Raw genomic sequence first — 23,067 nt, forward strand, 5'->3', positions numbered from 1 at the left:
CCTCGTCGTGCGGTCCTACTTCAGCGCCAGCAGCAGCGTGTCCGACGGCGAGCACCACACCGGCCGCACCTCGCCGAAGCCCTTCTCGCGCAGCACGCGCGCGTGCCATCCGGCCGAGGGCATCTCGCCGTCGGCGTGCTCGCCGTAGATCTCGAAGCGTCGGGCCGTGGGCTCGGCGAGGACGGGGTCCTTGGCGGCGAGCTGCCACCATTCGGACCAGTCGAGGGCACCTTCCCGCTTGGCCTCCTCCATGCGGGCGTGCCGCTGCGCGCGCTCGGCCGCGTTGATCCGCGGCGTGGTCTCGTCGATCATGTGGTCCGCGTTCATGAAGACACCGCCGTCGCGGACCAGCTCCGCGACCCGACCGTAGAGGGCGGCGAGGGGTTCGGCGTGGAACCAGTGCAGGGCCGTCGCGGTCAGGACGGCGTCGTAGGAGTCGTACGGGAGCTTCGCCGGCCAGTCGGGGTCCTTGAGGTCCGCGGTGACGAAGGAGACCCGGTCGTCACCCGCGAAGGTGCCCTCGGCGATGGCGAGGAGCGCGGGGTCGAGGTCCACGCCGGTGCTGACGGCGTCCGGGAACCGGGCGAGCAGCCGGGCGGTGATGGTGCCGGTGCCGCAGGCGAGGTCGAGCACGCGCGGTGCGGGGCCGGTCAGGGCCTCGACCATGTCGAGCATGATCCGGAAGCGTTCCTCGCGGTCCGGCATGTACCACTCCTGCTGCCGGTCCCAGCTCGCCTGCCACGCGTTCCAGTCCGCACCGGTCGTGGTGATCTCCGCGTCCGTCATCGAGCCCCTCCGTCACGTCGGCATACGTAATACCCTGTAGGCACGATCAGCTGTTACCTGACCGCAGGCACGACCATAGAGCCCCTTCGTAAGGACTACAAGTGGAACTGGCCTATTACTCGGATTACGCCGTACGCCTCGTCAACACCGAGGAACCGGCCCGGGGGCAGGACTCCCTGACCTCGGTCGAGGCCGTCCGCGAACTCTTCGGCGCCAACCAGTCGGCGGCCCGGCGGGCCACGGACTCGGACGTGACCCGGTTCCGCTCGGTCCGGGGGCGGCTGCGGGCGGTCTTCGAGGCGGCCGACGAGGGCGACGAGACGCTCGCCGTGGACCTCCTCAACTCCCTGCTCCTGGAGTTCCCGGTGAGCCCCCAGATCTCCGGCCACGACCACCGCGACGACGACGGCCGCCCCCTGTGGCACATGCACCTGGCGGACCACCCGTCCAACGCGACCGCCGGTTTCGCCGCCATCGCCGCCATGGGCCTGGCCTTCCACCTCACCGAGTACGGCGTGGACCGCCTCGGCCTGTGCGAGGCGTCCCCCTGCCGCAACGCCTACCTGGACACCTCCACCAACCGCTCCCGGCGCTACTGCTCCGACCGCTGCGCCACCCGCGCCAACGTGGCGGCCTACCGCGCCCGCAAGCGCCTGGAGGCGGACCGGTCGGACAGCACCGGCCTGAGCGCTGAGACGGCCCAGCGGGCCACGGCGAGCGGCGAGCGCTGACCGGGCCTGCGCGGCCGGTACCGGAAGCGCACCCTGCCCAGCACGAGGTCCTCGGGGACCGTCCCGTAGTCGGTGCTGTCGCCGCCGGCGAAGGCGTTGTCCCCGAGCACCCACCAACCCGCCCCGCGCCGCTCCGCCGCCCGCTTGACGACCAGCAGGTCCTGCTGGAAGGGATGCCGCAGCACGACCACGTCACCGGGCCTGATCCTGGCCCCCCAGTGCACGAGCAGCAGGTCCCCGTGGTGCAGCGTGGGCACCATCGACGGCCCGGTCACCTCGGCCGGCCCGAACGGCAGCGGCCCTCTCGCCCGTCCGGTCTCCTGCGACAGCTCCGGCATCACCCGGCACCTCCCCGGTCTTTCCTCCACCAGTCTCAGTCTCACCCCGGACTTTTGTCCTAAGCCCACGGGGGCACTCGCGAAATCGGGTCTCCCAGGGAGTAATGTCCCCCCTGAGAAGACGATCACGAGGAAGGAACGCTCCATGCTTTCCCGCCTGTTTGCCCCCAAGGTCACGGTCAGCGCCCACTGCGACCTGCCCTGCGGCGTGTACGACCCGGCCCAGGCCCGCATCGAGGCGGAGTCGGTGAAGGCCGTCCAGGAGAAGATGGCCGGCAACGACGACCCGCACTTCCAGGCGCGCGCCACGGTCATCAAGGAGCAGCGCGCCGAGCTCGCGAAGCACCACGTCTCCGTGCTGTGGAGCGACTACTTCAAGCCCCCGCACTTCGAGAAGTACCCGGAGCTGCACCAGCTGGTCAACGACACCCTGAAGGCCCTGTCGGCCGCCAAGGGATCGACCGACCCGGCCACCGGCCAGAAGGCGCTGGACTACATCGCCCAGATCGACAAGATCTTCTGGGAGACCAAGAAGGCCTGACCCGGGCCAGTCACTCCGCACGCCCGCGATCGGTGCACCATCGCAGGCGGACGGACACCCTTCGAGGGGCCCGGCCGCACCGCGCGGCCGGGCCCCTCGTGCGTGGGTCGCGGGTGGCGAGGCCCCGCGACGCCGGCATGATCCGAACGACAGGTTCTAGTGCGGCTCGCGCCACATGGGCCACATCCGGGGGCCGTCCGGCAGGTCCAGGGCGCGGCCGGTGAACTCGAAGCCGAGGCGTTCGTACAGCCCCCGGCTGCGGGCGCTGCTCGCCTCCAGATAGGCCGGCAGTCTCTCGCGGTCGCAGCGGTCGAGGACCGACTCGACGAGCGCGGTGCCCAGGCCCTCGCCCTGCCGTCCCGGGGCCACACCGATCATCCACAGGTACGCGTGGGCACGTCCGGCGGGGTGGATGTCCTCCGTCAGCCTGGCGATCCGCTCGACGCGCTCGTTGTCCGGGTCCACCGCCGCGCGCACCTGGGCGGGCCCGTCGGCGCCCCCGTCGTGCGCGTCGTCGTGCGCGTCCTCCGGCACGGACAGCCACAGCGCGCAGGCCGCGCCGTCCTCGGTGATGTCGATCCACCCGTCCGCGAGCACGGCGTCGGTGAAGGCGGCCATGAGCCGGTGGTGGGTCCCGCGGCGGTACTCGTCGCCGGGGAAGACCCAGCGGCTCACCGGATCGTCCTGGAACGCCTCGTCCAGCAGCCGCACGACCAGGTCCCGGTCGTGCTCCACCGCCGTCCGGATCGCCACACCCATGCCCAACCCGCCCTTCCACCTCAACAGCGCCCGTCCGTACGGCGGTTGAGCCTATCGGCAGGCACCGGCGGGGCGTGAACGGTGTTCCCGGCGGGGTGGCGGGCCCCGCACACCGTGGGGAAGTGCGGGACCCGCCGTACCGGAGCCCTGGGCGGTGCGGTCGTACGGCGGTCAGGTGCCGAACGGCCCTGTACGGGCTCCGGGGTCTTGCGCGGCCGTGGCCGTCAGGTGCTGCGCCGGGTCACGAACTCGGCCAGGGCGAGCAGGCCGCCCGCCGCCTCCGGCTCGGGAACCGCGCGGGCGAGCTCCTGCATGGCCCGCGCCATCCGGTCGGCCGCCTGGGCCTGTGCCCAGTCCCGGCCGCCCGCCCGCTCCACGGCCACTGCCGTGCGCTCCAGGTCCTCCTCGTCCTCCGTGTACGGCGCCGCGTACAGCTCGGCGAGCGCGGCGGCCTCCGGGGTGCCGGCCGCGAGAGCCGCGACCACCGGCAGCGACTTCTTGCGGGCGGCCAGGTCCGCGCCGGCCGGTTTCCCGGTGTGGCCCGGGTCGCCCCATATGCCGATGACGTCGTCGATGAGCTGGAAGGCCAGACCGGCCTCGCGGCCGAAGGCGTCCAGCGCCCGGACGTCCTCGTCGGCCGCCCCGGCGTACAGCCCGCCGATGGCACAGGCGCACCCCAGCAGCGCACCGGTCTTCGCCTCGGCCATCGCCAGGGTCTCACCGAGGGTGACCTCGCCGGGGGCGCGCCGCTCCATGGCGGTGTCCACCTGCTGCCCCTCGCACAGCTCGATGACGCAGTCCGCCAGCCGGACGGCCGCCGCGGCGGACGCCGGATGCGGGTCCGTCGCGAGCAGCCGCAGGGCCAGCGCCTGCAGGGCGTCCCCCGCGAGGATCGCGTCCGCTTGGCCGAACACGGCCCAGGCGGTCGGCCGGTGACGGCGCGTGGCGTCGCGGTCCATCACGTCGTCGTGCAGCAACGTGAAGTTGTGGACCAGCTCCACCGCCGCGGCCGCCCGTACCGCCGCCGCCCGGGCCCCGGCCCCGCCGAGCGCGGCGGCCGAGGTGAGAACGAGGGCGGGGCGGATCGCCTTGCCCGCGTTCGCGGAGGCGGGCGTGCCGTCCGCGTGCTGCCAGCCGAAGTGGTAGAGCGCGACCCGGCGCATGGCGTCGGGGAGCGTCGCCATGGCGGAGCGCAGTTCGGGATCGACCGAGGCCCGGGACCGGTGCAGGAGTTCCGCCGCCTCCTGCCCGTCGGACACGGGCGCCACCCCGGGCTCCCTGTCGCGCTGCCCCCCGATGGTCCCGTGCCGTTCCAGGGTTCCGGTGGGGTGGGGCGCCTCGGCGGCGCCCTGCCCGGCTTCCGTCATCGGCTCACCTCCCCCATGCGTCCGCCTCCGTACCCCCGGGGTGTACCCGCCCGGGCGGGCGGGAACACGGCGTTCGGGAGACTGGCGTCACCGCCAGCGGCCGATCTCGACGTTCTCCAGGACGCCGAGTGCGTCGGGCACGAGGACCGCGGCCGAGTAGTAGGCCGTGACCAGGTACTTGATGACGGCCTGTTCGTTGATGCCCATGAACCGCACCGACAGACTCGGCTCGATCTCGTCCGGGATGCCGGTGGCCCGCAGTCCGATGACGCCCTGGTCCGCCTCGCCCGTACGCATCGCGATGATCGAGGTCGTGCGGGCCTCGCTGACCGGGATCTTGTTGCAGGGGTAGATGGGGACGCCGCGCCAGGTCGGGATGCGGTTGCCGGCGATGTCGATCGTCTCGGGGACCAGTCCGCGCTTGTTGAGCTCGCGTCCGATGGCGGCGATCGCCCGCGGGTGGGCGAGGAGCAGCTTGGTGCCGCGCCGGCGGCTGAGCAGCTCGTCCAGGTCGTCCGGGCCGGGCACGCCGTCGTGCGGCTGGATCCGCTGGTCGTACTCGCAGTTGTGCAGCAGCCCGAACTCGCGGTTGTTGATCAGCTCGTGCTCCTGGCGCTCCTTCAGCGCCTCGACCGTCAGCCGGACCTGCTGCTCCGTCTGGTTCATCGGCTGGTTGTAGAGGTCGGCGACGCGCGAGTGGATGCGCAGCACGGTCTGGGCGACGCTCAGCTCGTACTCACGGGGCCGCGCCTCGTAGTCGACGAAGGTGTGCGGGATGTCCGGCTCGCCGCTGTGGCCGGCGGCGAGGTCGATGGCCTTCTCGCCGTGCTTGTTGGTCCGCTGCTCGGGGATCGAGCGCTGCCGCTGGAGGTGCTCGCGCAGGGTGTCCGAGCGCTCCGCGAGCTGCTCCACCTGCCGGCGGGGCAGGACGAGGACCGTGCAGGCGGTGACCGTGCGGGCGGTGTACTCCCAGATGGCGTCCCCGTCGAGCAGCGCCTGGTCGCCGAAGTAGGCGCCGTCGGCGAGGACTCCGAGCACCGCGTCGTCACCGTACGGGCCGGTGCCGATCTTCTCGACCTTGCCGTGCGCCAGCAGGTAGACCTCGTCGGCCTGACCGCCGAACGAGGCGATCACCTCGCCCGGGCCGAACTCCCGCTGCTCGCAGCGCTGGGCGAGTTCCGACAGGACCTCCTCGTCCTCGTAGGAGCGCAGGGCCGGCAGCTCGCCCAGCTCCGCGGGGATCACCTCGACGCGGTCGCCGGTCTTCACGAACGTCACCCGGCCGTCGCCGACGGCGAAGGTCATGCGCCGGTTCACCCGGTACGTGCCGCCCTGGATGTCCACCCACGGGAGCGTGCGCAGCAGCCAGCGCGAGCTGATCTCCTGCATCTGAGGTACGGACTTGGTCGTGGTGGCCAGGTTCCGCGCGGCCGCCGTGCCGAGGCTCTGCTGCGGCCTGGTCTGCTCGGTGCGGACCTCTTCGCCTACCGACATAAGGAATTGCCCTCCCGGTCATGCCGGACGCCTGCGTCCGGCATCGATGTGCGCGGACCAGCCTTCCTCACGCAACGTGCCGGTGCTATTACCCGAAAGAGCGGGAATGGATCACCGTCCGCCGGGGCAGGGAGAGGGGTTCGCACCGCCGCGCGAAGCAGGACCCCGCCGCCGTGCCGGGGCGGAGGATGTCCGGATCGGCTCGCACACGGCCCGAACAAGTCATAGGGACAGCTCCGTTTCGGTACAAGCACCGTACGAGGCGGTCGCGCCCGGCGGTCGTCGCGCAGCGTGAAGGAGTCGGTCATGGCCTCACCCATGTCCGCGGGCAGTTTCCTCAAGGCCCTGAAGGCCGAGGGTCTCACCGTCGTCGAGGTCGGCGACTGGCGGCACCACAACCGCAACCACAAGGGTCCGTGGGGCCCCGTCCACGGCGTGATGATCCACCACACGGTCACCAAGGGCAGCGCGCGGACCGTGGACATCTGCCGCAAGGGCTACGAGGGCCTGCCGGGCCCGCTGTGCCACGGCGTCGTCACCAAGGACGGCAAGGTCCACCTGGTCGGCTACGGCCGGGCCAACCACGCGGGACTCGGCGACGACGAGGTCCTGCGCGCGGTCGTCGCGGAGAAGGCGCTGCCCCGGGACAACGAGGCGAACACCGACGGCAACCGGCACTTCTACGGCTTCGAGTGCGAGAACCTCGGCAACGGCGAGGACCCCTGGCCGGCCGCGCAGCTGGAGGCGATCGAGCGGGTCGCCGCCGCCGTCTGCCGCCACCACGGCTGGACGGAACGTTCCGTCATCGGCCACCTCGAATGGCAGCCCGGGAAGGTGGACCCGCGGGGGTTCACGATGGCGTCGATGCGGGCGCGGATCCGGGACCGGCTGAAGTGACCGGACGCCGCGCGCCGAGCGGCGTGACAATGGCGGGGTGACCAGCACCGGACCCTCCGACTCCGCCGATCTCGCCGCCCTGCGCCCCCGGCTGCCCTCGCCGGTGCAGGAGGCCGTGGACGAGCGGTTCGAGCGGCGCGGGGTACGGCTGCTGCTGAAGCGCGACGATCTGATCCATCCGGACCTGGTCGGCAACAAATGGCGCAAACTCGCACCGAATCTCGCCACGGCGCACGGCCGTACCGTCGTCACCTTCGGGGGCGCCTACTCCAATCACCTGCGGGCCACGGCCGCCGCCGGACGGCTGCTCGGCCTGTCCACGGTCGGCGTGGTGCGCGGCCAGGAGCTGGCCGGGCGGCCGCTGAACCCGTCCCTGGCCCGGTGCGTGGCCGACGGCATGCGGCTGCACTTCACCGACCGCTCGGCGTACCGCCGCAAGGCCGATCCCGGGACCCTGGCGGCCCTGCTGCGGGCTGCCGGCGCCGAGGACGCGGTCGTCGTCCCCGAGGGCGGCAGCAACGCCGCGGCCGTCCGCGGCTGCCGGGCCCTCGGCGAGGAGCTGGCGGAGCACGCCGATGTCGTCGCGCTCGCCTGCGGCACCGGCGGCACGCTCGCCGGGCTGGCCGCCGGACTCCCCCGGGGCCGGCGGGCACTGGGGATCCCCGTGCTCAAGGGCGGCTTCCTGGCCGACGAGATACGACGGCTCCAGCAGAGGGCCTTCGGCGGACCGCGCGGCACCTGGAGCCTCGACGACCGCTTCCACGGCGGCGGCTACGCCCGCGTCTCCCCCGAGCTCGACTCCTTCGCCGCGGACTTCGAGCGACGTCACGGACTGCCCGTCGAGCGCGTCTACGTCGCCAAGATGCTCCACGGCCTGCTGACGCTGGCCGAGGAGGGCGCCTTCCCGCGGGGCACGACCCTCGCGGCGGTCATCACCGGCCGCCCCTTCCCCTGAGACCGGCCCGGCGCCCGTCCGGCGGATCACTCCACGGACGCGCGGTCCGGCACGCCCTCGCCCTGCCGAAGGGCATGGGCGCCGCCCCCGGCGGCGTGGCCGTCGGTCGCCCGCGCCGCCCCGCCCACCGGCACCGGTCCGGTGCCGCGCCTCCCCTGCGTCCTGTCCGCCGGACGGCCCTACGCGGTCTCCCGGTACGCCGCCGCCTCCTCCAGGTCCAGGCGGCGCAGCAGCGTCCGGAGCATCTCGTCGTCGATGTACCGGCCGTCCCGCAACCGGACGAACACCTCGCGCTCCGCGCTGATCATCTCCCGGGACAGTCGCCGGTAGGTGTCGTCGACGGTCTCGCCGGTGACGGGATTGGCCTGCCCGAGGCGTTCCCAGACGGCGTTGCGGCGGCGCTCCAGCACCGTGCGCAAGCGGTCGGCGAGGGGCGCCGGCAGGGCGTTGCGCTCGTCGGTGAGCAGGTCGTCCAGGCGCTGTTCGGCGGCCCGGGAGGCCTGCGCCTGGGCGTTGGCCTCCGCGAGCGTCTCGGCCTGCACGTCGTGCGCCGGGAACTTCAGCAGGCGGATCAGGGGCGGCAGGGTCACGCCCTGCACGACCAGGGTGCCGATGACCGTGGTGAAGGTCAGGAACAGGATGAGGTTGCGCTCGGGGAAGGGCCCGCCGCCGTGCACGGTGAGCGGGATGGAGAAGGCGATGGCCAGCGAGACCACGCCCCGCATCCCGGCCCAGCCGATGACGAACGGCCCCCTCCAGCCGGGGTCCTCCTCGCGCGCGCGGATGCGTGCCGACAGCATCCGCGGCAGGAGGGTCGCCGGGTACACCCACACGAAGCGGGCCGCGGCGACGACCAGGAACACGGCGATCGCGTACCAGGCGGCCTCGGCACCCTCGTACGCGCCGAGGCCCTTGAGTACCACGGGCAGCTGGAGACCGATCAGGGCGAACACGGCCGACTCCAGGACGAAGGCCACCATCTTCCACACCGCCTCCTCCTGGAGCCGGGTGGCGAAGTCGACCTCCCACGCGCGGTGGCCGAGGTAGAGCGCGACGACCACCACCGCCAGCACTCCGGAGGCGTGCACCTGCTCGGCGGCGGCGTACGCGACGAACGGGATCAGCAGGGAGAGCGTGTTCTGCAGCAACGCCTCCTGCACGTGCGTGCGCAGCCAGTGGATGGGCACCATCAGCACCAGCCCGACGCCGACACCGCCGACCGCGGCGATCAGGAACTCGCCGATCCCGCCGGCCCAGGTGGCGCCCTCGCCGACCGCCGCCGCGAGGGCCACCTTGTACGCGGTGATCGCGGTGGCGTCGTTCACCAGGGACTCGCCCTGCAGGATGGTGGTGATCCGGGACGGCAGCCCCACCCGGCGAGCGACCGCCGTGGCCGCGACCGCGTCCGGCGGGGCCACCACCGCGCCGAGCACCAGCGCGGCGGTCAGCGGCAGCCCCGGCACGATCAGATAGGCCGCGCAGCCGACCACGAAGGTCGCGAAGAGCACGTACCCGACGGACAGCAGCGCCACCGGCCGCAGCTGGGCCCGCAGGTCGAGGTAGGAGCTGTCGGTGGCGGCCGTGTACAGCAGCGGGGGCAGCAGCAGCGGCAGGACGATGTGCGGGTCCAGGGTGTAGTCGGGCACCCCGGGCACGTAGCTGACCGCCAGACCCGCCGCGACCAGCAGCAGCGGTACCGGCACCGGGATGCGCCGGCCCGCCGCGGCGATCGCGGCACTGCCCGCCACCAGCAACAGCAGCGGCATCACGTCCATGGTCCTCGCCCCACCCTTTTCTCCGCGCGGTCACCCGCACGCCCGTCGTAACCTGGCAATCATGAAACAGTGCACGCACGCCGACGCGCTGCCGCACCCGGAGCCGAGGCCGCTGGGAGACACCTGCCCGGAATGTCTGGCCGAGGGGACGGATCCGGTGCAGCTGAGGCTGTGTCTCACCTGCGGCCACGTCGGCTGCTGCGACTCCTCGCCGAGGCAGCACGCGACGGCGCACCACAAGGAGACCGGCCACCCCGTCATGCGGACCTACGAGCCCGGGGAGACGTGGCGCTGGTGCTTCGTCGACCACGTGCTCGTGTGACCCCCGTACGACGGCACCGGGGGGACGGTTCGACCGTCCGACGCCTGGGTACGTCAACCCGGCGCGCGCTCTCCCGATTTGAGCCCGTCGAACCCCTAGCCACTGTGCGTGTTCATGTGTTTACTATGAGTGACAGCAAGGGGTTGGGGTCTCGGGGACAGGAAAGTTCGGAGCGCGATAACGTCACCGCTGAACCACGTGTCGCGTTACCCCGAGGGGCGACCCTCGGCCCTGTAACGCTTGTACCACCTTGGAGGTGAGGGTGTCCCAGATCGCAGGCGAGCCCGCGACCCAGGACTTCGTGGAAGTCCGGCTGCCGGCCGCGGGTGCCTACCTGTCGGTGCTGCGTACGGCGACGGCCGGCCTCGCAGCCCGCTTGGACTTCACCCTCGACGAGATCGAGGACCTGCGCATCGCAGTGGACGAGGCCTGCGCGATCCTGCTGCAGCAGGCCGTGTCCGGCTCGGTGCTCAGTTGTGTCTTCCGCCTCGTCGACGACTCGCTCGAAGTCACTGTCTCGGCGCCGACCACGGACGGTCACGCCCCCTCACGGGACACCTTCGCCTGGACCGTCCTGTCCGCTCTCGCGGGCAAGGTCTCCTCCGCCGTGGACGAGGACAAAACCGTTTCGATCAGCCTCTACAAACAGCGCGGCGCGGGACCCGGGCCGACGTGAGGAACGGGGACGGGCCGGTGCGGGACGAAGAGCGCGGTACACGAGGACTGTCGGCCGAGGGCGCACGTTCGGAGAACGAGGCCCCGCGCATGGCGGACGGCATCGACGGCATTCCCGAGCAGGCCCGGCCGCACCCGGAGGACGAGGCCCCTCCGGGGAGCGGGGGCGGTGCCGTGCGGAGCGCGCCCGCGGCCGGGCGGACCGGGGGCACGCCCGCCCGGCCGGGCCGAGCGGAGGCGCGGGCTCGGGAAAGGGCGACGGGCGGGACGATGAGCGAGCACGAGCGACACTCCCACGACCGGGCGCCGGGCGCGCGCGGCACTCAGGGCACGCGGCACGACCCGCAGGACCGCAGCGGGGCGCGCGCCCTGTTCCTCGAGCTGCGCACGCTGACGAAGGACACGCCCGAGTACGCGGAACTGCGCAACCGGCTGGTCCGCATGCACCTGCCGCTCGTCGAGCACCTCGCACGCCGCTTCCGCAACCGCGGCGAGCCGCTGGACGACCTCACGCAGGTCGCCACCATCGGACTGATCAAGTCCGTCGACCGTTTCGACCCGGACCGCGGGGTGGAGTTCTCCACGTACGCGACCCCGACGGTCGTCGGCGAGATCAAGCGGCACTTCCGCGACAAGGGCTGGGCGGTGCGCGTCCCGCGCCGGCTCCAGGAGCTGCGGCTGGCCCTGACGACGGCCACGGCGGAGCTCTCGCAGCTGCACGGCCGCTCCCCCACGGTCCACGAGCTCGCCGAGAAGCTGTCGATCTCGGAGGAGGAGGTCCTCGAGGGCCTGGAGTCCGCCAACGCGTACTCCACGCTGTCCCTGGACGTCCCGGACACCGACGACGAGTCGCCGGCGGTCGCGGACACTCTCGGCGCCGAGGACGAGGCGCTGGAGGGCGTCGAGTACCGGGAGTCGCTCAAGCCGCTGCTGGAGGATCTGCCGCCCCGCGAGAAGCGGATCCTGCTGCTGCGCTTCTTCGGCAACATGACCCAGTCGCAGATCGCGCAGGAGGTCGGGATCTCCCAGATGCACGTGTCGCGGCTGCTGGCGCGCACGCTGGCGCAGCTCCGGGAGAAGCTGCTGGTCGAGGAGTAGCCGCCGGCGCCGGTCGCGCGGCTACTTCTCGGCGCGGCCGGGTCCGCGGATGCCGAGGGCCCGGGTCGTCGTGGGGTTCACCAGCAGGACCAGCGCCGCGACGGACACGACGGCCAGCACGATCCCCGCCGGGATGGCCACGCTGTCGGCCTGGAGGAGGTTGTAGGCGACCGGCAGCGCCATGATCTGCGTGATCACGGCGGGTCCCCGGCTCCAGCCGCGCCGGCCGAGCAGCCCGCGCGCGGCGAGCAGCGGCAGCAGGGCGAGGACGATCAGGGTGATGCCGCCGGTGACGGCCGAGGTCCGGTCGTCGGGATGCCCGGTGAGCCCTCCCACGAGCATCCAGGCACCGCCGACGACGAGCGCCAGCCCCTCCAGCGCGGCGAGCGCGGCCGCGACGGTCAGCCGGCCGGGACGGGGGCCCGCCTCTTCGGCGGCTTCGGCTTCGGGGGTGGGGTTCTGCTCACTGCTCACCCCTGAAGGGTAGCCCGCACGACGCCGGTGCCCGCGGGCCGGTCCCGCGCCGGTCTCTTACCTGATCCCTACCTCGGCCTGGGCCGGGGTACCGCCCAGTAGGTACCCTGCACACCATGCGTGCACTTCTCGTGGTCAATCCGGCGGCAACCACCACGAGCGCGCGCACGCGCGACGTGCTGATCCACGCGCTCGCGAGCGAGATGAAGCTGGAGGCGGTCACCACCGAGTACCGCGGCCACGCGCGCGACCTCGGCCGGCAGGCCGCGCTGAGCGACGACATCGAGCTCGTGGTGGCCCTCGGCGGCGACGGCACGGTGAACGAGGTCGTCAACGGCCTGCTGCACGCCGGCCCCGATCCGGACCACCTGCCCGGTCTCGCGGTCGTCCCCGGCGGTTCCACCAACGTCTTCGCCCGCGCCCTCGGCCTGCCCAACCACGCGGTGGAGGCCACCGGTGCCCTGCTGGACGCGCTGCGCGAGGGCAGCGAGCGGACCGTCGGTCTGGGACTGGCCTCCGGCACACCCGGCTCGGAGGACGAGGCCGTGCCGGCCCGCTGGTTCACCTTCAACGCCGGGCTGGGCTTCGACGCCGGTGTGGTCGGACGGGTGGAACAGCACCGCGAACAGGGCAAGAGATCCACACACGCTCTCTACGTCCGCCAGGTGGTGCGCCAGCTCATCGGGGAACCGCACCGCCGCAGCGGCACCATCACGCTGGAACGCGCCGGCGAGGACCCGGTCACCGATCTGGTGCTGTCCATAGTCTCGAACACGTGCCCGTGGACGTTCCTCGGCAACCGCCCGATCTACGCGTCGCCCGAGGCGTCGTTCGACACCGGGCTCGACGTGTTCGGGCTCAGCCGGCTGTCGACGGCCGCGGTCGCCCGGTATGGCACACAGTTGCTCACTTCGTCCCCCGAGCGCGGCCCCCGCGGGAAGCACGCCGTCTCCCTGCACGATCTGAGTGACTTCACCTTGCATTCGAAGGTGCCCCTGCCCCTCCAGATGGACGGTGACCACCTGGGGCTGCGGACGAGCGTGACGTTCACAGGCGTACGCCGTGCACTGCGTGTGATTGTGTGAGCAGAACCGGCAAAAGTCCTTTCACTCGAACGTTTAGGCCAGGGTCCACCCCATAGAAGTACGGCTGTGACCTAGTCGACACCGAAGAATCAAAAAAAACTTTCCGGAAGGGGTTGTATCCACCGCCGAGGTTTGCGAGTCTCTTCTTGGCGATCGGGACGGCCCGCAACACCGGCCTCCACAGATCACCGGAACCCCTCTTCAAACCCAAGGACCACGTCGGGAACCCGGCGGTAGGCCCTTCCCTTGTTGAGGGATTCGTGAAAGCGTTCACATTCACAAGCACCCTGCACAGTCATACCAAGGAGAGGTAGCAGCCATGGACTGGCGTCACCGCGCCGTTTGCCGCGAGGAAGACCCCGAGCTCTTCTTCCCCATCGGCAACACCGGTCCCGCGCTGCTGCAGATCGAGGAAGCCAAGGCCGTCTGCCGTCGCTGCCCTGTCATGGAGCAGTGCCTGCAGTGGGCGCTCGAGTCCGGTCAGGACTCCGGCGTCTGGGGTGGTCTCAGCGAGGACGAGCGCCGCGCGATGAAGCGCCGTGCCGCCCGCAACCGGGCTCGTCAGGCCTCCGCCTGACCAGTCACCCCTGCTGACAGCCTGAGCTTGGCGGCGCGTACAGCGAGTACGCAACTCCCGCCCCCGAGCCGCAGCGCGCAGTACCCCGATGCTCTTCCGCATCGCACGAGCACTGGCCTCGGACCGTCACCGGTCCGGGGCTTTTTGCTGTCCCGGAACCGTCCGGGACAGCAGAAAGCCCCGGACGCCCCCGCCCTGCCGCTCCTACTTCTCCGCCGGCACCGGGATGTCCAGGATCACGCTGGTACCGCGCTCGGGAGCCGGGACCATGTCGAAGGTGCCGCCCAGCTCGCCCTCGACCAGGGTGCGGACGATCTGCAGCCCGAGATTGCCGGAGCGGTGCGGATCGAAGTCCTCGGGCAGGCCGACCCCGTCGTCCTGGACGGTGACCAGCAGCCGGGCCTCCTTCGTCGTCCCCCCGCGGACCGCGGTGACCTCGACCGTGCCGGTGTCGCCCTCGCGGAAGCCGTGCTCCAGCGCGTTCTGCAGGACCTCGGTCAGCACCATCGACAGCGGGGTGGCCACCTCGGCGTCCAGGATGCCGAAGCGGCCGGTGCGCCGGCCGGTGACCTTGCCGGGTGAGATCTCGGCGACCATGGCCAGCACGCGGTCGGCGATCTCGTCGAACTCCACGCGCTCGTCCAGGTTCTGAGACAGCGTCTCATGCACGATCGCGATCGAGCCGACGCGGCGTACGGCCTCCTCCAGCGCCTCGCGGCCGCGCTCGGACTCGATGCGCCGGGCCTGCAGCCGGAGCAGGGCGGCCACCGTCTGGAGGTTGTTCTTCACCCGGTGGTGGATCTCCCGGATGGTGGCGTCCTTCGTGATCAACTCTCGTTCACGGCGGCGCAGTTCCGTGACGTCGCGCAGCAGCACCAGCGAACCGATGCGGGTGCCCTTGGGCTTGAGCGGGATGGCGCGGAACTGGATCACCCCGTCGTGCGCCTCGATCTCGAACTCGCGCGGCGCCCAGCCGCTGGCCACCTTGGCGAGTGCCTCGTCCACCGGCCCGCGGGACGGGGCGAGTTCGGCGGTGGTCCGGCCCAGGTGCTGGCCCACCAGGTCGGCGGCCAGGCCCATGCGGTGGTAGGCCGACAGCGCGTTGGGGGAGGCGTACTGGACGATGCCGTCGGCGTCGACCCTGACCAGGCCGTCGCCGACGCGCGGTGACGCGTCCATGTCGACCTGCTGGTTCTCGAACGGGAAGGCACCGGCGGCGATCATCTGCGCGAGGTCCGAGGCGCTCTGCAGGTAGGTGAGCTCCAGGCGGCTCGGCGTGCGCACGGTGAGCAGGTTGGTGTTGCGGGCGATGACGCCGAGGACGCGGCCCTGGCGCCGTACGGGGATGGATTCGACCCGGACCGGGACCTCCTCGCGCCACTCCGGGTCGCCCTCGCGCACGATCCGGCCCTCGTCCAGGGCCACGTCCAGCATGGGGCGCCGGCCGCGCGGGACGAGGTGGCCGACCATGTCGTCCTGGTACGAGGTCGGACCGGTGTTGGGCCGCATCTGGGCGACGGACACGTACCGGGTGCCGTCGCGGGTGGGGACCCACAGGACCAGGTCGGCGAAGGAGAGGTCGGAGAGGAGCTGCCACTCCGAGACCAGCAGGTGGAGCCACTCGAGGTCGGAGGCGTCGAGGGCGGTGTGCTGGCGTACGAGTTCGTTCATGGAGGGCACGTGGCTGAGCGTACCTGGCGGTACGGACAGCGATCGAAATCGGCCAGATTCCGCCGTGCCCGGGCCCTGGAGACACCCGCGGGCCGCGGCGCCTGGGAGGGACCCTCAACCCTCCCGGCACCGCAGCCCGGAGCAACATCGGCCGTGGGGTGTGCGGTCCCGGTCGGCCGAAGGATGAGGAGCCGGGGCAGTCAGGGCAGAGAGCTCCGGTTCCTCGGTCCGCCCTCCTGTGCGGGGAGGGCGGAAGTCCGACGTCCATCTCGCGTGGGTGTCGCGGCACGTGTCTCGGTGACCATTGTGGACTAGACCACTAGCCGTGTCCATGCGGTGGACGGTCTTTGCAGTTGTCGTGTTCCGACGGCCGCCCGGGCGTCCGGGCGGTCGCCTGAAGCCTAACCCTGTTGGCCCACGAGCGGGGCCGGACCGCGGGGGCAATTTCCCCGCGCACGGCGGCGCGCCCGCCCGGCGGGCCGCCGTTTCGGCACGCCCGCGAGGCCCTCCTCTGTTAGATTGGTCTAAACCACATAGCCAGTCCCGGGCACCGGGCGGGTCCCTCACTTCGAAACGGCAGGCAAGCGTGGAAGTTGTCATCGTTCCCGACGCCAGGGCGGGCGGCGAGCTCATTGCCGAGGCCATGGCGCAGCTGCTCCGGCGCAAGCCCGACGCCCTGCTCGGGGTCGCCACCGGCTCGACGCCGCTGCCCGTCTACGAGGCGCTGGCCGCCCGGGTGCGGGCGGGCTCCGTCGACACCGCGCGGGCGCGGATCGCCCAGCTCGACGAGTACGTGGGGCTGCCGGCGGAGCACCCGGAGTCGTACCGTTCGGTGCTCCGGCGCGAGGTGCTCCAGCCGCTCGGGATCGGCATGGACGCCTTCATGGGCCCGGACGGCACGGCCGCGGACGTGCAGGCCGCCTGCGAGGCCTACGACCGGGCGCTCGCCCAGGCCGGCGGGGTCGATCTCCAGTTGCTGGGGATCGGGACCGACGGGCACATCGGGTTCAACGAGCCGTGCTCCTCGCTCGCCTCTCGGACCCGGATCAAGACGCTGACCGAGCAGACCCGCGTCGACAACGCCCGGTTCTTCGACGGCGACATCGAGCAGGTCCCGCACCACGTGATCACGCAGGGCATCGGCACCATCCTGGAGGCCCGGCACCTGGTGCTGCTGGCCACCGGCGAGGGCAAGGCGGACGCCGTCGCCGCGAGCGTGGAGGGCCCCGTCGCGGCCGTCTGCCCGGCCTCTGCGCTCCAGTTGCACCCGCACGCCACGGTCGTCGTCGACGAGGCCGCCGCGTCCAAGCTGAAGCTCGCCGACTACTTCCGGCACACCTACTCCCACAAGCCCGACTGGCAGGGCATCTGACCGGCGGGTCCGCGCGCATCCCCCGCGGGCCCGAAGGCGGAAGGCGCCGCACCCCCCGGCCGGGAGGTGCGGCGCCTTCGTCGTGACGGGCCGGGTGCGCGGGTCAGGCGCCGGCGACGACCTCCGCCGCCGCCCGGCCGCAGACGCGGGCCGCGCCGTGGGTGGCCACGTGCAGGGCGCCGCGGGGCTCGGCCCCGGGGACCCCCATCTCGACCACGATCGTGTCGGGCCGGGCCGCCAGCAGGGTGTCGAGGGCCGCCGCCATCCAGGGGTGGCGGTGCTCGTCGCGGACGACCGCCACGACGCGGCGCGATCCGGACGCCGCCAGCACCTCGCCGCCGGCGTCCGCTCCGGCGAAGCTGCCGGTCTCGGTGCCGGGGAGCAGCCGGCCCAGCTCGGCGGCGACGCCCCAGGGGGTCTCGTCGCCGACCGCGATGTTGGCGACGGGGGTGAGCGCGGCGACGTACGGCGGTGCGGTCAGCGGGGTGAAGCCCTCGGCGCCGGTGACGCGCAGGGCGCGGCGGGCCGCGCGCAGGCCCACGTCGCCGTCGGCGGGCAGGGACCGCGAGGCGTCCGCCCGCTCCGCCGTCCAGCGGGCCAGGGCCCGCACCCGCCCGGCCGCGTCGGCCAGGCGCTCCTCGGGCAGCTCTCCCGAGCGGACCGCCTCCACCAGGGCGTCGCGGAGCCGTCGCACGGTCTCCTCGTCGGCCAGGCCGCCGCCCACGCAGATCGCGTCGGCGCCGGCGGCGACGGCCAGCACGCTGCCGCGTTCGATGCCGTAGGTGCCCGCGATGGCCCGCATCTCCATGCCGTCGGTGACGATCAGGCCGTCGTAGCCCAGCTCGCCGCGGAGCAGGCCGGTCAGGATGCGGCGGGACAACGTTGCCGGACGGTCCGGGTCCAGGGCGGGGACCAGGATGTGGGCGCTCATCACCGCGCGGGTGCCGGCGGCGACGGCCGCGCGGAAGGGCACCAGGTCGCGCTCGGCCAGCACCGAGGCGTCCACGTCGATGCGGGGCAGGGCGTGGTGGGAGTCGACGGCGGTGTCGCCGTGGCCGGGGAAGTGCTTGGTGCAGGCGGCCACGCCCGCCGACTGCAGCCCGGTGACGTAGGCCGCGGTGTGCCGGGCGGCCAGGTCGGTGCTCGCGCCGAAGGAGCGCACGCCGATGACCGGGTTGTCGGGGTTGGAGTTGACGTCGGCGGACGGGGCCCAGTTGAGGTTCACGCCGCAGGCCGCGAGGCGGCGGCCCAGTTCCGCGGCGACCTGCCGGGTGAGCCCCACGTCGTCCACCGCGCCGAGGGCGAGGTTGCCGGGGAAGGAGGAGCCGGTGCGCACCTCGAGACGGGTGACGTCGCCGCCCTCCTCGTCGATGGCGACCAGCACGTCCTCGCGCTCGGCGCGGAGCTGGGCGGTGAGGGCGGCCAGCTGCTCGTCCGAGGCGATGTTGCGCCCGAAGAGGCCGACGGAGGCCAGGCCCTCGCCGAGGCGGCGCAGCACCCAGTCGGGGGCGGTGGTGCCGGTGAAACCGGGCTGGAGGACGGTCAGCGCGTCGCGTGTGAGCGTGTCGGTGCCGCTGGCGATTGTCGTCATCGGATGGCGTTATCCCTTCACGGCGCCGGCGGTCAGGCCGCTGACGGCCTTGCGCTGCAGGAAGACGAAGAGGATCAGGATCGGGATGGCGAAGAGGGACGAGGCGGCCATGGTCGCACCCCAGTTGTCGCCGAAGACGGTCTGGAAGCTGGTCAGCCACAGCGGCAGGGTCTGGGACTCCGCCTCCTTGTTGACGACCAGGACGAGGGGGAGCTCGTTCCAGGCGGTGATGAAGCCGAACATCGAGGTGGACATCAGGCCCGGGGCGAGCAGCGGCAGGATGACCAGGCGGAACGACTGGGCGCGGGTGCAGCCGTCGACCATCGCGGACTCCTCCAGCTCCTTCGGCACGGCGGCGACGAAGCCGCGCAGCGTCAGGATGGTGAAGGGCAGGATCATCATCATGTAGAAGAGCGTGAGCGGGACGAGGCTGTTCAGCATCGACGCGTCGCGCACGATCATGTAGATGGCGATGACCATGACTTCCCAGGGCGCCATCTGGGCGAGCATGAAGCCGACGATGAAGCCGCGCCGCCCCTTGAACCGCATCCGCGCCAGGGCGAAGGCCCCGGCCAGCGCGATGATCAGCGAGAAGACGACCGCACAGACGGTGACGACGAGCGAGTTGGTGACGTACGTCCAGAAGTGGTCGGCGTCGACCGCGGTCCGGAAGTGCTCGAAGGTGATGTCGGTCGGGAACCAGACCGGGTCCTCCGAGATGATGTCGCCGGTCGGTTTGAAGGCCGTGGCGAACATCCAGTAGACGGGGAAGACGAGGCCGATGAACAGGACGACGGCCGTGACGTTGGGCCACAGGCGGCCGAAGAGTGAGCGCTTCACAGCTCGTCCTCCTCTTGCTTGAGCACGATCCTGAGGTAGTAGGCGGTCAGGCCGAGCAGGATCAGGATGGTCAGGACCGCGATCGCGGCGCCCATGCCGTAGTGCTGGTTGCCGACACCCTCGATGTAGGCGTAGACGGGCAGGATCTCGGTGAGACGGTCGGGGCCGCCCCCGTTGAACGTGTAGACCTGGACGAACGCCTTGAAGATCCAGATGATCTCCAGGAAGGTCGTCGCGTAGAGGAACGGCCGCAGGAACGGCAGGGTGACCGTGGTGAAGCTGCGCCAGACGCCGGCGCCGTCGAGGGAGGCGGCCTCGTACAGCTCGCCGGGGATGGTGGTGGTCGCGGCGTACAGGTTGATCGCGACGAACGGGACGGACATCCAGACGATCAGCACGGTGACGACGAAGAAGGTCGACATCTGGCTGCCGGTCCAGCTGAAGTCGGCCATGGAGTGCCAGCCGAGCTTGTCCAGGACCCAGTTGACGACGCCGAAGCGCTGGGCGAAGAGCCACTGGTAGACGGTGGTCGCGGCGACCACCGGCATGGCCCAGGCCAGCACGAGGCCGATCATCAGCACGAACCGCATCACCCTGCCGAGCCGGGCGAGCAGCAGGCCGATCAGGCCGCCCACCACCATGGTGAGAGCGACGTTGACCGCGGTGAAGAGGATCGAGCGGACGGTGACCCGCCAGAAGTCCTCGCCGGTGAGGACCTCCTTGTAGTTGTCGACGCCGGTCCACTCGGTGACGTGCTGGATCAGCTGCGCCATGTTGAGGTTCTGGAAGGACAGCAGGCCGTCCTTCAGCAGCGGCCAGCCGAGCAGCAGCACAGTGGCCGCGCAGGCCGGCAGCAGCAACAGGTACGGGACGAGCGCGCCGGCGCGGGACGCGGCTCTCGGTTTCGCCCGGCCGGTGTCTCCGCCGTCCGCCTTGCGGACGTCCGACGGGCCTCGGGGCGGCCGTTCGGTCTGCACGGTCATGCTCGCGGTCTCTCTTCTTCTCGGCCTGTCCAGCTCGAGCCGGGGCGGGGGCCGTCGCGTGCCGGCCCCCGCCCCGGCTCACCCGGGGTTACTGCTGCTGCGCCAGGCGCTTGTTGAACTCGCCCTCGACCTGCTCGGCGGCCTCGGCGGGGGACTTCCCCTTCAGCACGGCCGTCAGGTAGGTCTTGATCGGGTTGGGGTCGTTCTCGACCGCGGCCCACTCCGGGATCAGCGGCGTGGTGTCACCGCCCGCGGCGGCCGGCGCGGCGGCCTCGGCGGCGGCGTTGCCCTGCAGGTTGTTCTGCAGCGACTCCTTGTTCGGGATGACGCCGTTGGCCTTGGCCAGCCCGCCCTCGTACTTGTCGGAGAGGGCGAGCTTCAGGAACTCCTTGGCCAGCTCCTGCTTCTTGCTGCCCGCGGCGACGGCCAGGTTGGAGCCGCCGAGGAAGACGCCCTCGGGCTTGCCGGCCGTGGCACCGGGGATGGTGAAGTAGCCGAGGTCCTTCTCGATCGCCGGGTTGGCGGTGATCGCCGTGCCGGCCTCCCAGCCCATGCCGATGATGGCGCCGGTCTTGCCCTTGGCGAAGATCTCGCCCTGCTGCGGGGTGGCCTCGTCCTTGTCCTTGGGCGCCTTGGACAGGGCCTGGAACTTCTTGTACGTCTCCGTGGCGGCGGCGACCTTCGGGTCGGCCAGGTTGGAGACGTACTTGTCGCCGTCCTTCTTGACCAGCTCGGCGCCCTCACCGATGGTCAGACCCACGAAGTGGTACCAGTTCTGGCCGGGCAGGTAGATCGGCTCGGCGTCGGTCTTCTCGCCGATCGTCTTGAGGTCGTTGTAGAACTCGTCGCGGGTCTTGGGCGTCTCCTTGATGCCCGCGTCCGCCCAGATCTTCTTGTTGTAGATGACCACGCGGTTGACCACGAACCACGGGGCCGCGTACTGCTTGCCGTCGAAGACGGCCGACTTGTTGAGGGACTCGGACCAGTCGGCGCCGAGGCCGCTCTTGAGGTCGCTCAGGTCCGCCAGGCCGCCGGTCTTGGCGTAGGCCGAGGTCTGGGTGTTGCCGATCTCGAAGACGTCGGGCGGGTTCTCCTCGGAGAGGGCGGTGGTCAGCTTCTGCTGGATGCCGTTCCACTTCTGGATCTCGAACTTGACCTTGGCCTTGGTCTTCGCCTCGAACTCCTTGGCGAGGTCCGCCTGCCACTGGTCGGGCGAGGAACCGTCCATCACCCACACGGTCAGCGTCTGGCCGGCGTAGCCGTCCGCCCCGGCCTTCTTGCCGTCGTCGCCGCCGTCGTCGCCCCCGCACGCCGCGATCGAGACCATCATGCCCGCGATACCGATCGCGGCTATCAGCTTGCGCTTCACGCCACCCTCCTCAGGGATGCCACAAAACCCCCCTGCCTCCCCGCGGTTGCTCGTCGACGCGGACCGCCCATGGGGCCGGGACCTGGACCAATGGTGTAGACCAGTACGGGGAGCTTGGCCCAGACCAATAGGGCTGTCAAGGGTGTTCAAGCGGGCTCCGGGCGTCCGTGATGGGACCGAGATATGCAGGGACCTTTCATTGCGCAAGCGACACATCGGACGGACCGGCGCCGGGTGTACCACTCCCGCCCGACGAGGCGCCGGCACCGGTCCGCGGAGCACGTACCACCGGCGCCGGGCGGCGCGGTGGACTAGACCAACGGGGGCCTCGGAGGTATACAGAAGGGATCACGGAGCGTGCGGGATCCTCCCGGCACCAACCCGTGCCACGATGTGAGCCGTGGCCGATAGGTGATGTCGGTCGCTTCGGCACCCGGAGCCGGGAAGGCAGAGCATGAGCACCGACGTCAGCAGTGCGGAGAACGAGGGTGGGGCGACCGTCCGTACCGCGCGCGTGCCCAAGTACTACCGACTGAAGAAGCACCTGCTCGACATGACCCGGACGCAGGCGCCGGGCACGCCGGTCCCGCCCGAGCGCACGCTGGCCGCGGAGTTCGACACCTCGCGCACGACGGTGCGCCAGGCCCTGCAGGAGCTGGTCGTCGAGGGCCGCCTCGAGCGCATCCAGGGCAAGGGCACCTTCGTCGCCAAGCCCAAGGTGTCGCAGGCGCTGCAACTCACCTCGTACACCGAGGACATGCGGGCCCAGGGCCTGGAGCCGACCTCGCAGCTGCTGGACATCGGCTACATCACCGCCGACGAGCGGCTCGCCGGGCTGCTGGACATCACGGCGGGCGGTCGGGTGCTGCGCATCGAACGCCTGCGCATGGCCAACGGCGAGCCCATGGCCATCGAGACGACCCACCTGTCGGCGAAGCGCTTCCCCGCCCTGCGCAGGTCGCTGGTGAAGTACACCTCCCTCTACACGGCCCTCGCCGAGGTGTACGACGTCCACCTGGCCGAGGCCGAGGAGACCATCGAGACCTCGCTGGCGACCCCGCGGGAGGCCGGCCTGCTGGGCACCGACGTCGGCCTGCCGATGCTGATGCTCTCCCGGCACTCGCTGGACCGGACGGGCCAGCCGGTGGAATGGGTGCGGTCGGTCTACCGCGGCGACCGCTACAAGTTCGTGGCCCGCCTCAAGCGCCCTCAGGACTAGGGCCTGTCGTTTGGATCAGCCGCAGACGCGGGGCCTGGCACGCGCATCTGCCGCGTTGTCGTCGGTTGCCGACGCTCCGCGTCGACGCCCTCCTCCGCCTTGCAGCTGCACGCACCAGGCCCCGCTCACCGGCGCTGACAAGAACCGC

Annotated in this window: 23 protein-coding genes; 11 read left to right on the forward strand and 12 right to left on the reverse strand. The window is 71.6% G+C overall.

The features are described 5' to 3' along the window. Positions 1 to 15: 15 nt before the first annotated feature. Positions 16 to 786: a class I SAM-dependent methyltransferase gene (locus tag ACGF3H_RS27115; RefSeq protein WP_362486771.1), complete on the reverse strand. Its 771-nt coding sequence runs from the start codon at positions 784 to 786 to the stop codon at positions 16 to 18. Positions 787 to 887: 101 nt separating this feature from the next. Here ACGF3H_RS27115 and ACGF3H_RS27120 point away from each other — a divergent pair, with 101 nt between their 5' ends. Then, on the forward strand, positions 888 to 1,517 hold the full coding sequence (locus tag ACGF3H_RS27120) for a CGNR zinc finger domain-containing protein (protein ID WP_362486772.1): 630 nt from the start codon (positions 888 to 890) through the stop codon (positions 1,515 to 1,517). On the opposite strand, the gene sodX is transcribed toward ACGF3H_RS27120, so the two are convergent. Further along, on the reverse strand, positions 1,421 to 1,855 hold the full coding sequence (sodX, locus tag ACGF3H_RS27125; protein ID WP_362486774.1) for a nickel-type superoxide dismutase maturation protease: 435 nt from the start codon (positions 1,853 to 1,855) through the stop codon (positions 1,421 to 1,423). The two genes, ACGF3H_RS27120 and sodX, sit on opposite strands and share 97 nt — an antisense overlap. Before the next feature lie 145 nt (positions 1,856 to 2,000). Here sodX and sodN point away from each other — a divergent pair, with 145 nt between their 5' ends. Beyond that, positions 2,001 to 2,396, forward strand: a complete 396-nt coding sequence (sodN, locus tag ACGF3H_RS27130) for a superoxide dismutase, Ni (protein WP_064729779.1) — start codon at positions 2,001 to 2,003, stop codon at positions 2,394 to 2,396. 156 nt (positions 2,397 to 2,552) lie between these two features. On the opposite strand, the gene ACGF3H_RS27135 is transcribed toward sodN, so the two are convergent. The 3 genes from ACGF3H_RS27135 to ACGF3H_RS27145 all read right to left on the reverse strand — a co-directional run bounded on the left by ACGF3H_RS27135 (position 2,553) and on the right by ACGF3H_RS27145 (position 6,016). Next, positions 2,553 to 3,155 carry a GNAT family N-acetyltransferase gene (locus ACGF3H_RS27135; protein WP_362486776.1) on the reverse strand — a complete coding sequence of 201 codons (603 nt, stop codon included), beginning with the start codon at positions 3,153 to 3,155 and terminating at the stop codon, positions 2,553 to 2,555. A 224-nt stretch (positions 3,156 to 3,379) separates the two neighbouring features. Next, positions 3,380 to 4,522, reverse strand: a complete 1,143-nt coding sequence (locus tag ACGF3H_RS27140; protein WP_362486778.1) for a family 2 encapsulin nanocompartment cargo protein polyprenyl transferase — start codon at positions 4,520 to 4,522, stop codon at positions 3,380 to 3,382. 87 nt (positions 4,523 to 4,609) lie between these two features. Next, on the reverse strand, positions 4,610 to 6,016 hold the full coding sequence (locus ACGF3H_RS27145) for a family 2B encapsulin nanocompartment shell protein (protein ID WP_362486779.1): 1,407 nt from the start codon (positions 6,014 to 6,016) through the stop codon (positions 4,610 to 4,612). Positions 6,017 to 6,322: 306 nt separating this feature from the next. Between ACGF3H_RS27145 and ACGF3H_RS27150 the strand changes: the two genes are divergently transcribed. After that, complete coding sequence (locus tag ACGF3H_RS27150) at positions 6,323 to 6,913, forward strand: N-acetylmuramoyl-L-alanine amidase (protein WP_362486780.1); 591 nt, start codon at positions 6,323 to 6,325, stop codon at positions 6,911 to 6,913. Between the two features lie 37 nt (positions 6,914 to 6,950). Next, the gene (locus ACGF3H_RS27155; RefSeq protein WP_362486782.1) at positions 6,951 to 7,868 is read left to right on the forward strand and encodes a pyridoxal-phosphate dependent enzyme; all 918 of its coding nucleotides are present in this window, start codon (positions 6,951 to 6,953) and stop codon (positions 7,866 to 7,868) included. A gap of 179 nt (positions 7,869 to 8,047) precedes the next feature. On the opposite strand, the gene ACGF3H_RS27160 is transcribed toward ACGF3H_RS27155, so the two are convergent. Beyond that, the gene (locus tag ACGF3H_RS27160) at positions 8,048 to 9,643 is read right to left on the reverse strand and encodes a Na+/H+ antiporter (RefSeq protein WP_362486784.1); all 1,596 of its coding nucleotides are present in this window, start codon (positions 9,641 to 9,643) and stop codon (positions 8,048 to 8,050) included. 61 nt (positions 9,644 to 9,704) lie between these two features. Here ACGF3H_RS27160 and ACGF3H_RS27165 point away from each other — a divergent pair, with 61 nt between their 5' ends. The 3 genes from ACGF3H_RS27165 to ACGF3H_RS27175 all read left to right on the forward strand — a co-directional run bounded on the left by ACGF3H_RS27165 (position 9,705) and on the right by ACGF3H_RS27175 (position 11,738). Continuing rightward, entirely contained in the window at positions 9,705 to 9,965 is a 261-nt protein-coding gene (locus ACGF3H_RS27165; protein WP_362486786.1) for a UBP-type zinc finger domain-containing protein, read from the forward strand. A 262-nt stretch (positions 9,966 to 10,227) separates the two neighbouring features. Next, positions 10,228 to 10,641, forward strand: coding sequence for an anti-sigma regulatory factor (locus tag ACGF3H_RS27170; RefSeq protein ID WP_077796544.1), 414 nt, complete (start codon positions 10,228 to 10,230; stop codon positions 10,639 to 10,641). A 17-nt stretch (positions 10,642 to 10,658) separates the two neighbouring features. Then, positions 10,659 to 11,738 (forward strand): RNA polymerase sigma factor SigF, encoded by a 1,080-nt coding sequence (locus ACGF3H_RS27175; RefSeq protein WP_393586426.1) that lies wholly within the window; start codon positions 10,659 to 10,661, stop codon positions 11,736 to 11,738. Positions 11,739 to 11,759: 21 nt separating this feature from the next. On the opposite strand, the gene ACGF3H_RS27180 is transcribed toward ACGF3H_RS27175, so the two are convergent. Next, positions 11,760 to 12,212, reverse strand: coding sequence for a hypothetical protein (locus ACGF3H_RS27180; protein ID WP_362486790.1), 453 nt, complete (start codon positions 12,210 to 12,212; stop codon positions 11,760 to 11,762). A 116-nt stretch (positions 12,213 to 12,328) separates the two neighbouring features. On the opposite strand from ACGF3H_RS27180, the gene ACGF3H_RS27185 reads away from it, so the two are divergent. Further along, on the forward strand, positions 12,329 to 13,297 hold the full coding sequence (locus tag ACGF3H_RS27185; protein WP_362486792.1) for a diacylglycerol kinase family protein: 969 nt from the start codon (positions 12,329 to 12,331) through the stop codon (positions 13,295 to 13,297). 319 nt (positions 13,298 to 13,616) lie between these two features. Beyond that, the gene (locus ACGF3H_RS27190) at positions 13,617 to 13,874 is read left to right on the forward strand and encodes a WhiB family transcriptional regulator (RefSeq protein WP_003973730.1); all 258 of its coding nucleotides are present in this window, start codon (positions 13,617 to 13,619) and stop codon (positions 13,872 to 13,874) included. Positions 13,875 to 14,078: 204 nt separating this feature from the next. Here ACGF3H_RS27190 and ACGF3H_RS27195 read toward each other — a convergent pair whose 3' ends face one another. Continuing rightward, on the reverse strand, positions 14,079 to 15,554 hold the full coding sequence (locus ACGF3H_RS27195) for a PAS domain-containing sensor histidine kinase (RefSeq protein ID WP_362486794.1): 1,476 nt from the start codon (positions 15,552 to 15,554) through the stop codon (positions 14,079 to 14,081). Between the two features lie 577 nt (positions 15,555 to 16,131). Here ACGF3H_RS27195 and nagB point away from each other — a divergent pair. Then, the gene (gene nagB, locus ACGF3H_RS27200; RefSeq protein ID WP_362486796.1) at positions 16,132 to 16,917 is read left to right on the forward strand and encodes a glucosamine-6-phosphate deaminase; all 786 of its coding nucleotides are present in this window, start codon (positions 16,132 to 16,134) and stop codon (positions 16,915 to 16,917) included. Between the two features lie 103 nt (positions 16,918 to 17,020). Here nagB and ACGF3H_RS27205 read toward each other — a convergent pair whose 3' ends face one another. The 4 genes from ACGF3H_RS27205 to ACGF3H_RS27220 form a co-directional block, all read right to left on the reverse strand. Next, positions 17,021 to 18,508 carry a glycoside hydrolase family 3 protein gene (locus tag ACGF3H_RS27205; protein ID WP_362486798.1) on the reverse strand — a complete coding sequence of 496 codons (1,488 nt, stop codon included), beginning with the start codon at positions 18,506 to 18,508 and terminating at the stop codon, positions 17,021 to 17,023. 9 nt (positions 18,509 to 18,517) lie between these two features. Beyond that, positions 18,518 to 19,348, reverse strand: a complete 831-nt coding sequence (locus ACGF3H_RS27210) for a carbohydrate ABC transporter permease (protein WP_362486799.1) — start codon at positions 19,346 to 19,348, stop codon at positions 18,518 to 18,520. Then, positions 19,345 to 20,331 carry a sugar ABC transporter permease gene (locus tag ACGF3H_RS27215; RefSeq protein WP_362486800.1) on the reverse strand — a complete coding sequence of 329 codons (987 nt, stop codon included), beginning with the start codon at positions 20,329 to 20,331 and terminating at the stop codon, positions 19,345 to 19,347. Before ACGF3H_RS27215 ends, ACGF3H_RS27210 begins: the two co-directional genes overlap by 4 nt. A gap of 88 nt (positions 20,332 to 20,419) precedes the next feature. Then, positions 20,420 to 21,700: an extracellular solute-binding protein gene (locus ACGF3H_RS27220; RefSeq protein WP_362486802.1), complete on the reverse strand. Its 1,281-nt coding sequence runs from the start codon at positions 21,698 to 21,700 to the stop codon at positions 20,420 to 20,422. 454 nt (positions 21,701 to 22,154) lie between these two features. Between ACGF3H_RS27220 and ACGF3H_RS27225 the strand changes: the two genes are divergently transcribed. Beyond that, a complete protein-coding gene (locus ACGF3H_RS27225) occupies positions 22,155 to 22,919 on the forward strand; it encodes a GntR family transcriptional regulator (protein ID WP_239762586.1) in 765 nt (254 codons plus the stop codon). The last annotated feature ends 148 nt before the right edge of the window (positions 22,920 to 23,067 follow it).

Origin of the sequence: Streptomyces sp. NPDC048185, from assembly GCF_043202495.1 — a bacterium.
GTDB lineage: Bacteria > Actinomycetota > Actinomycetes > Streptomycetales > Streptomycetaceae > Streptomyces.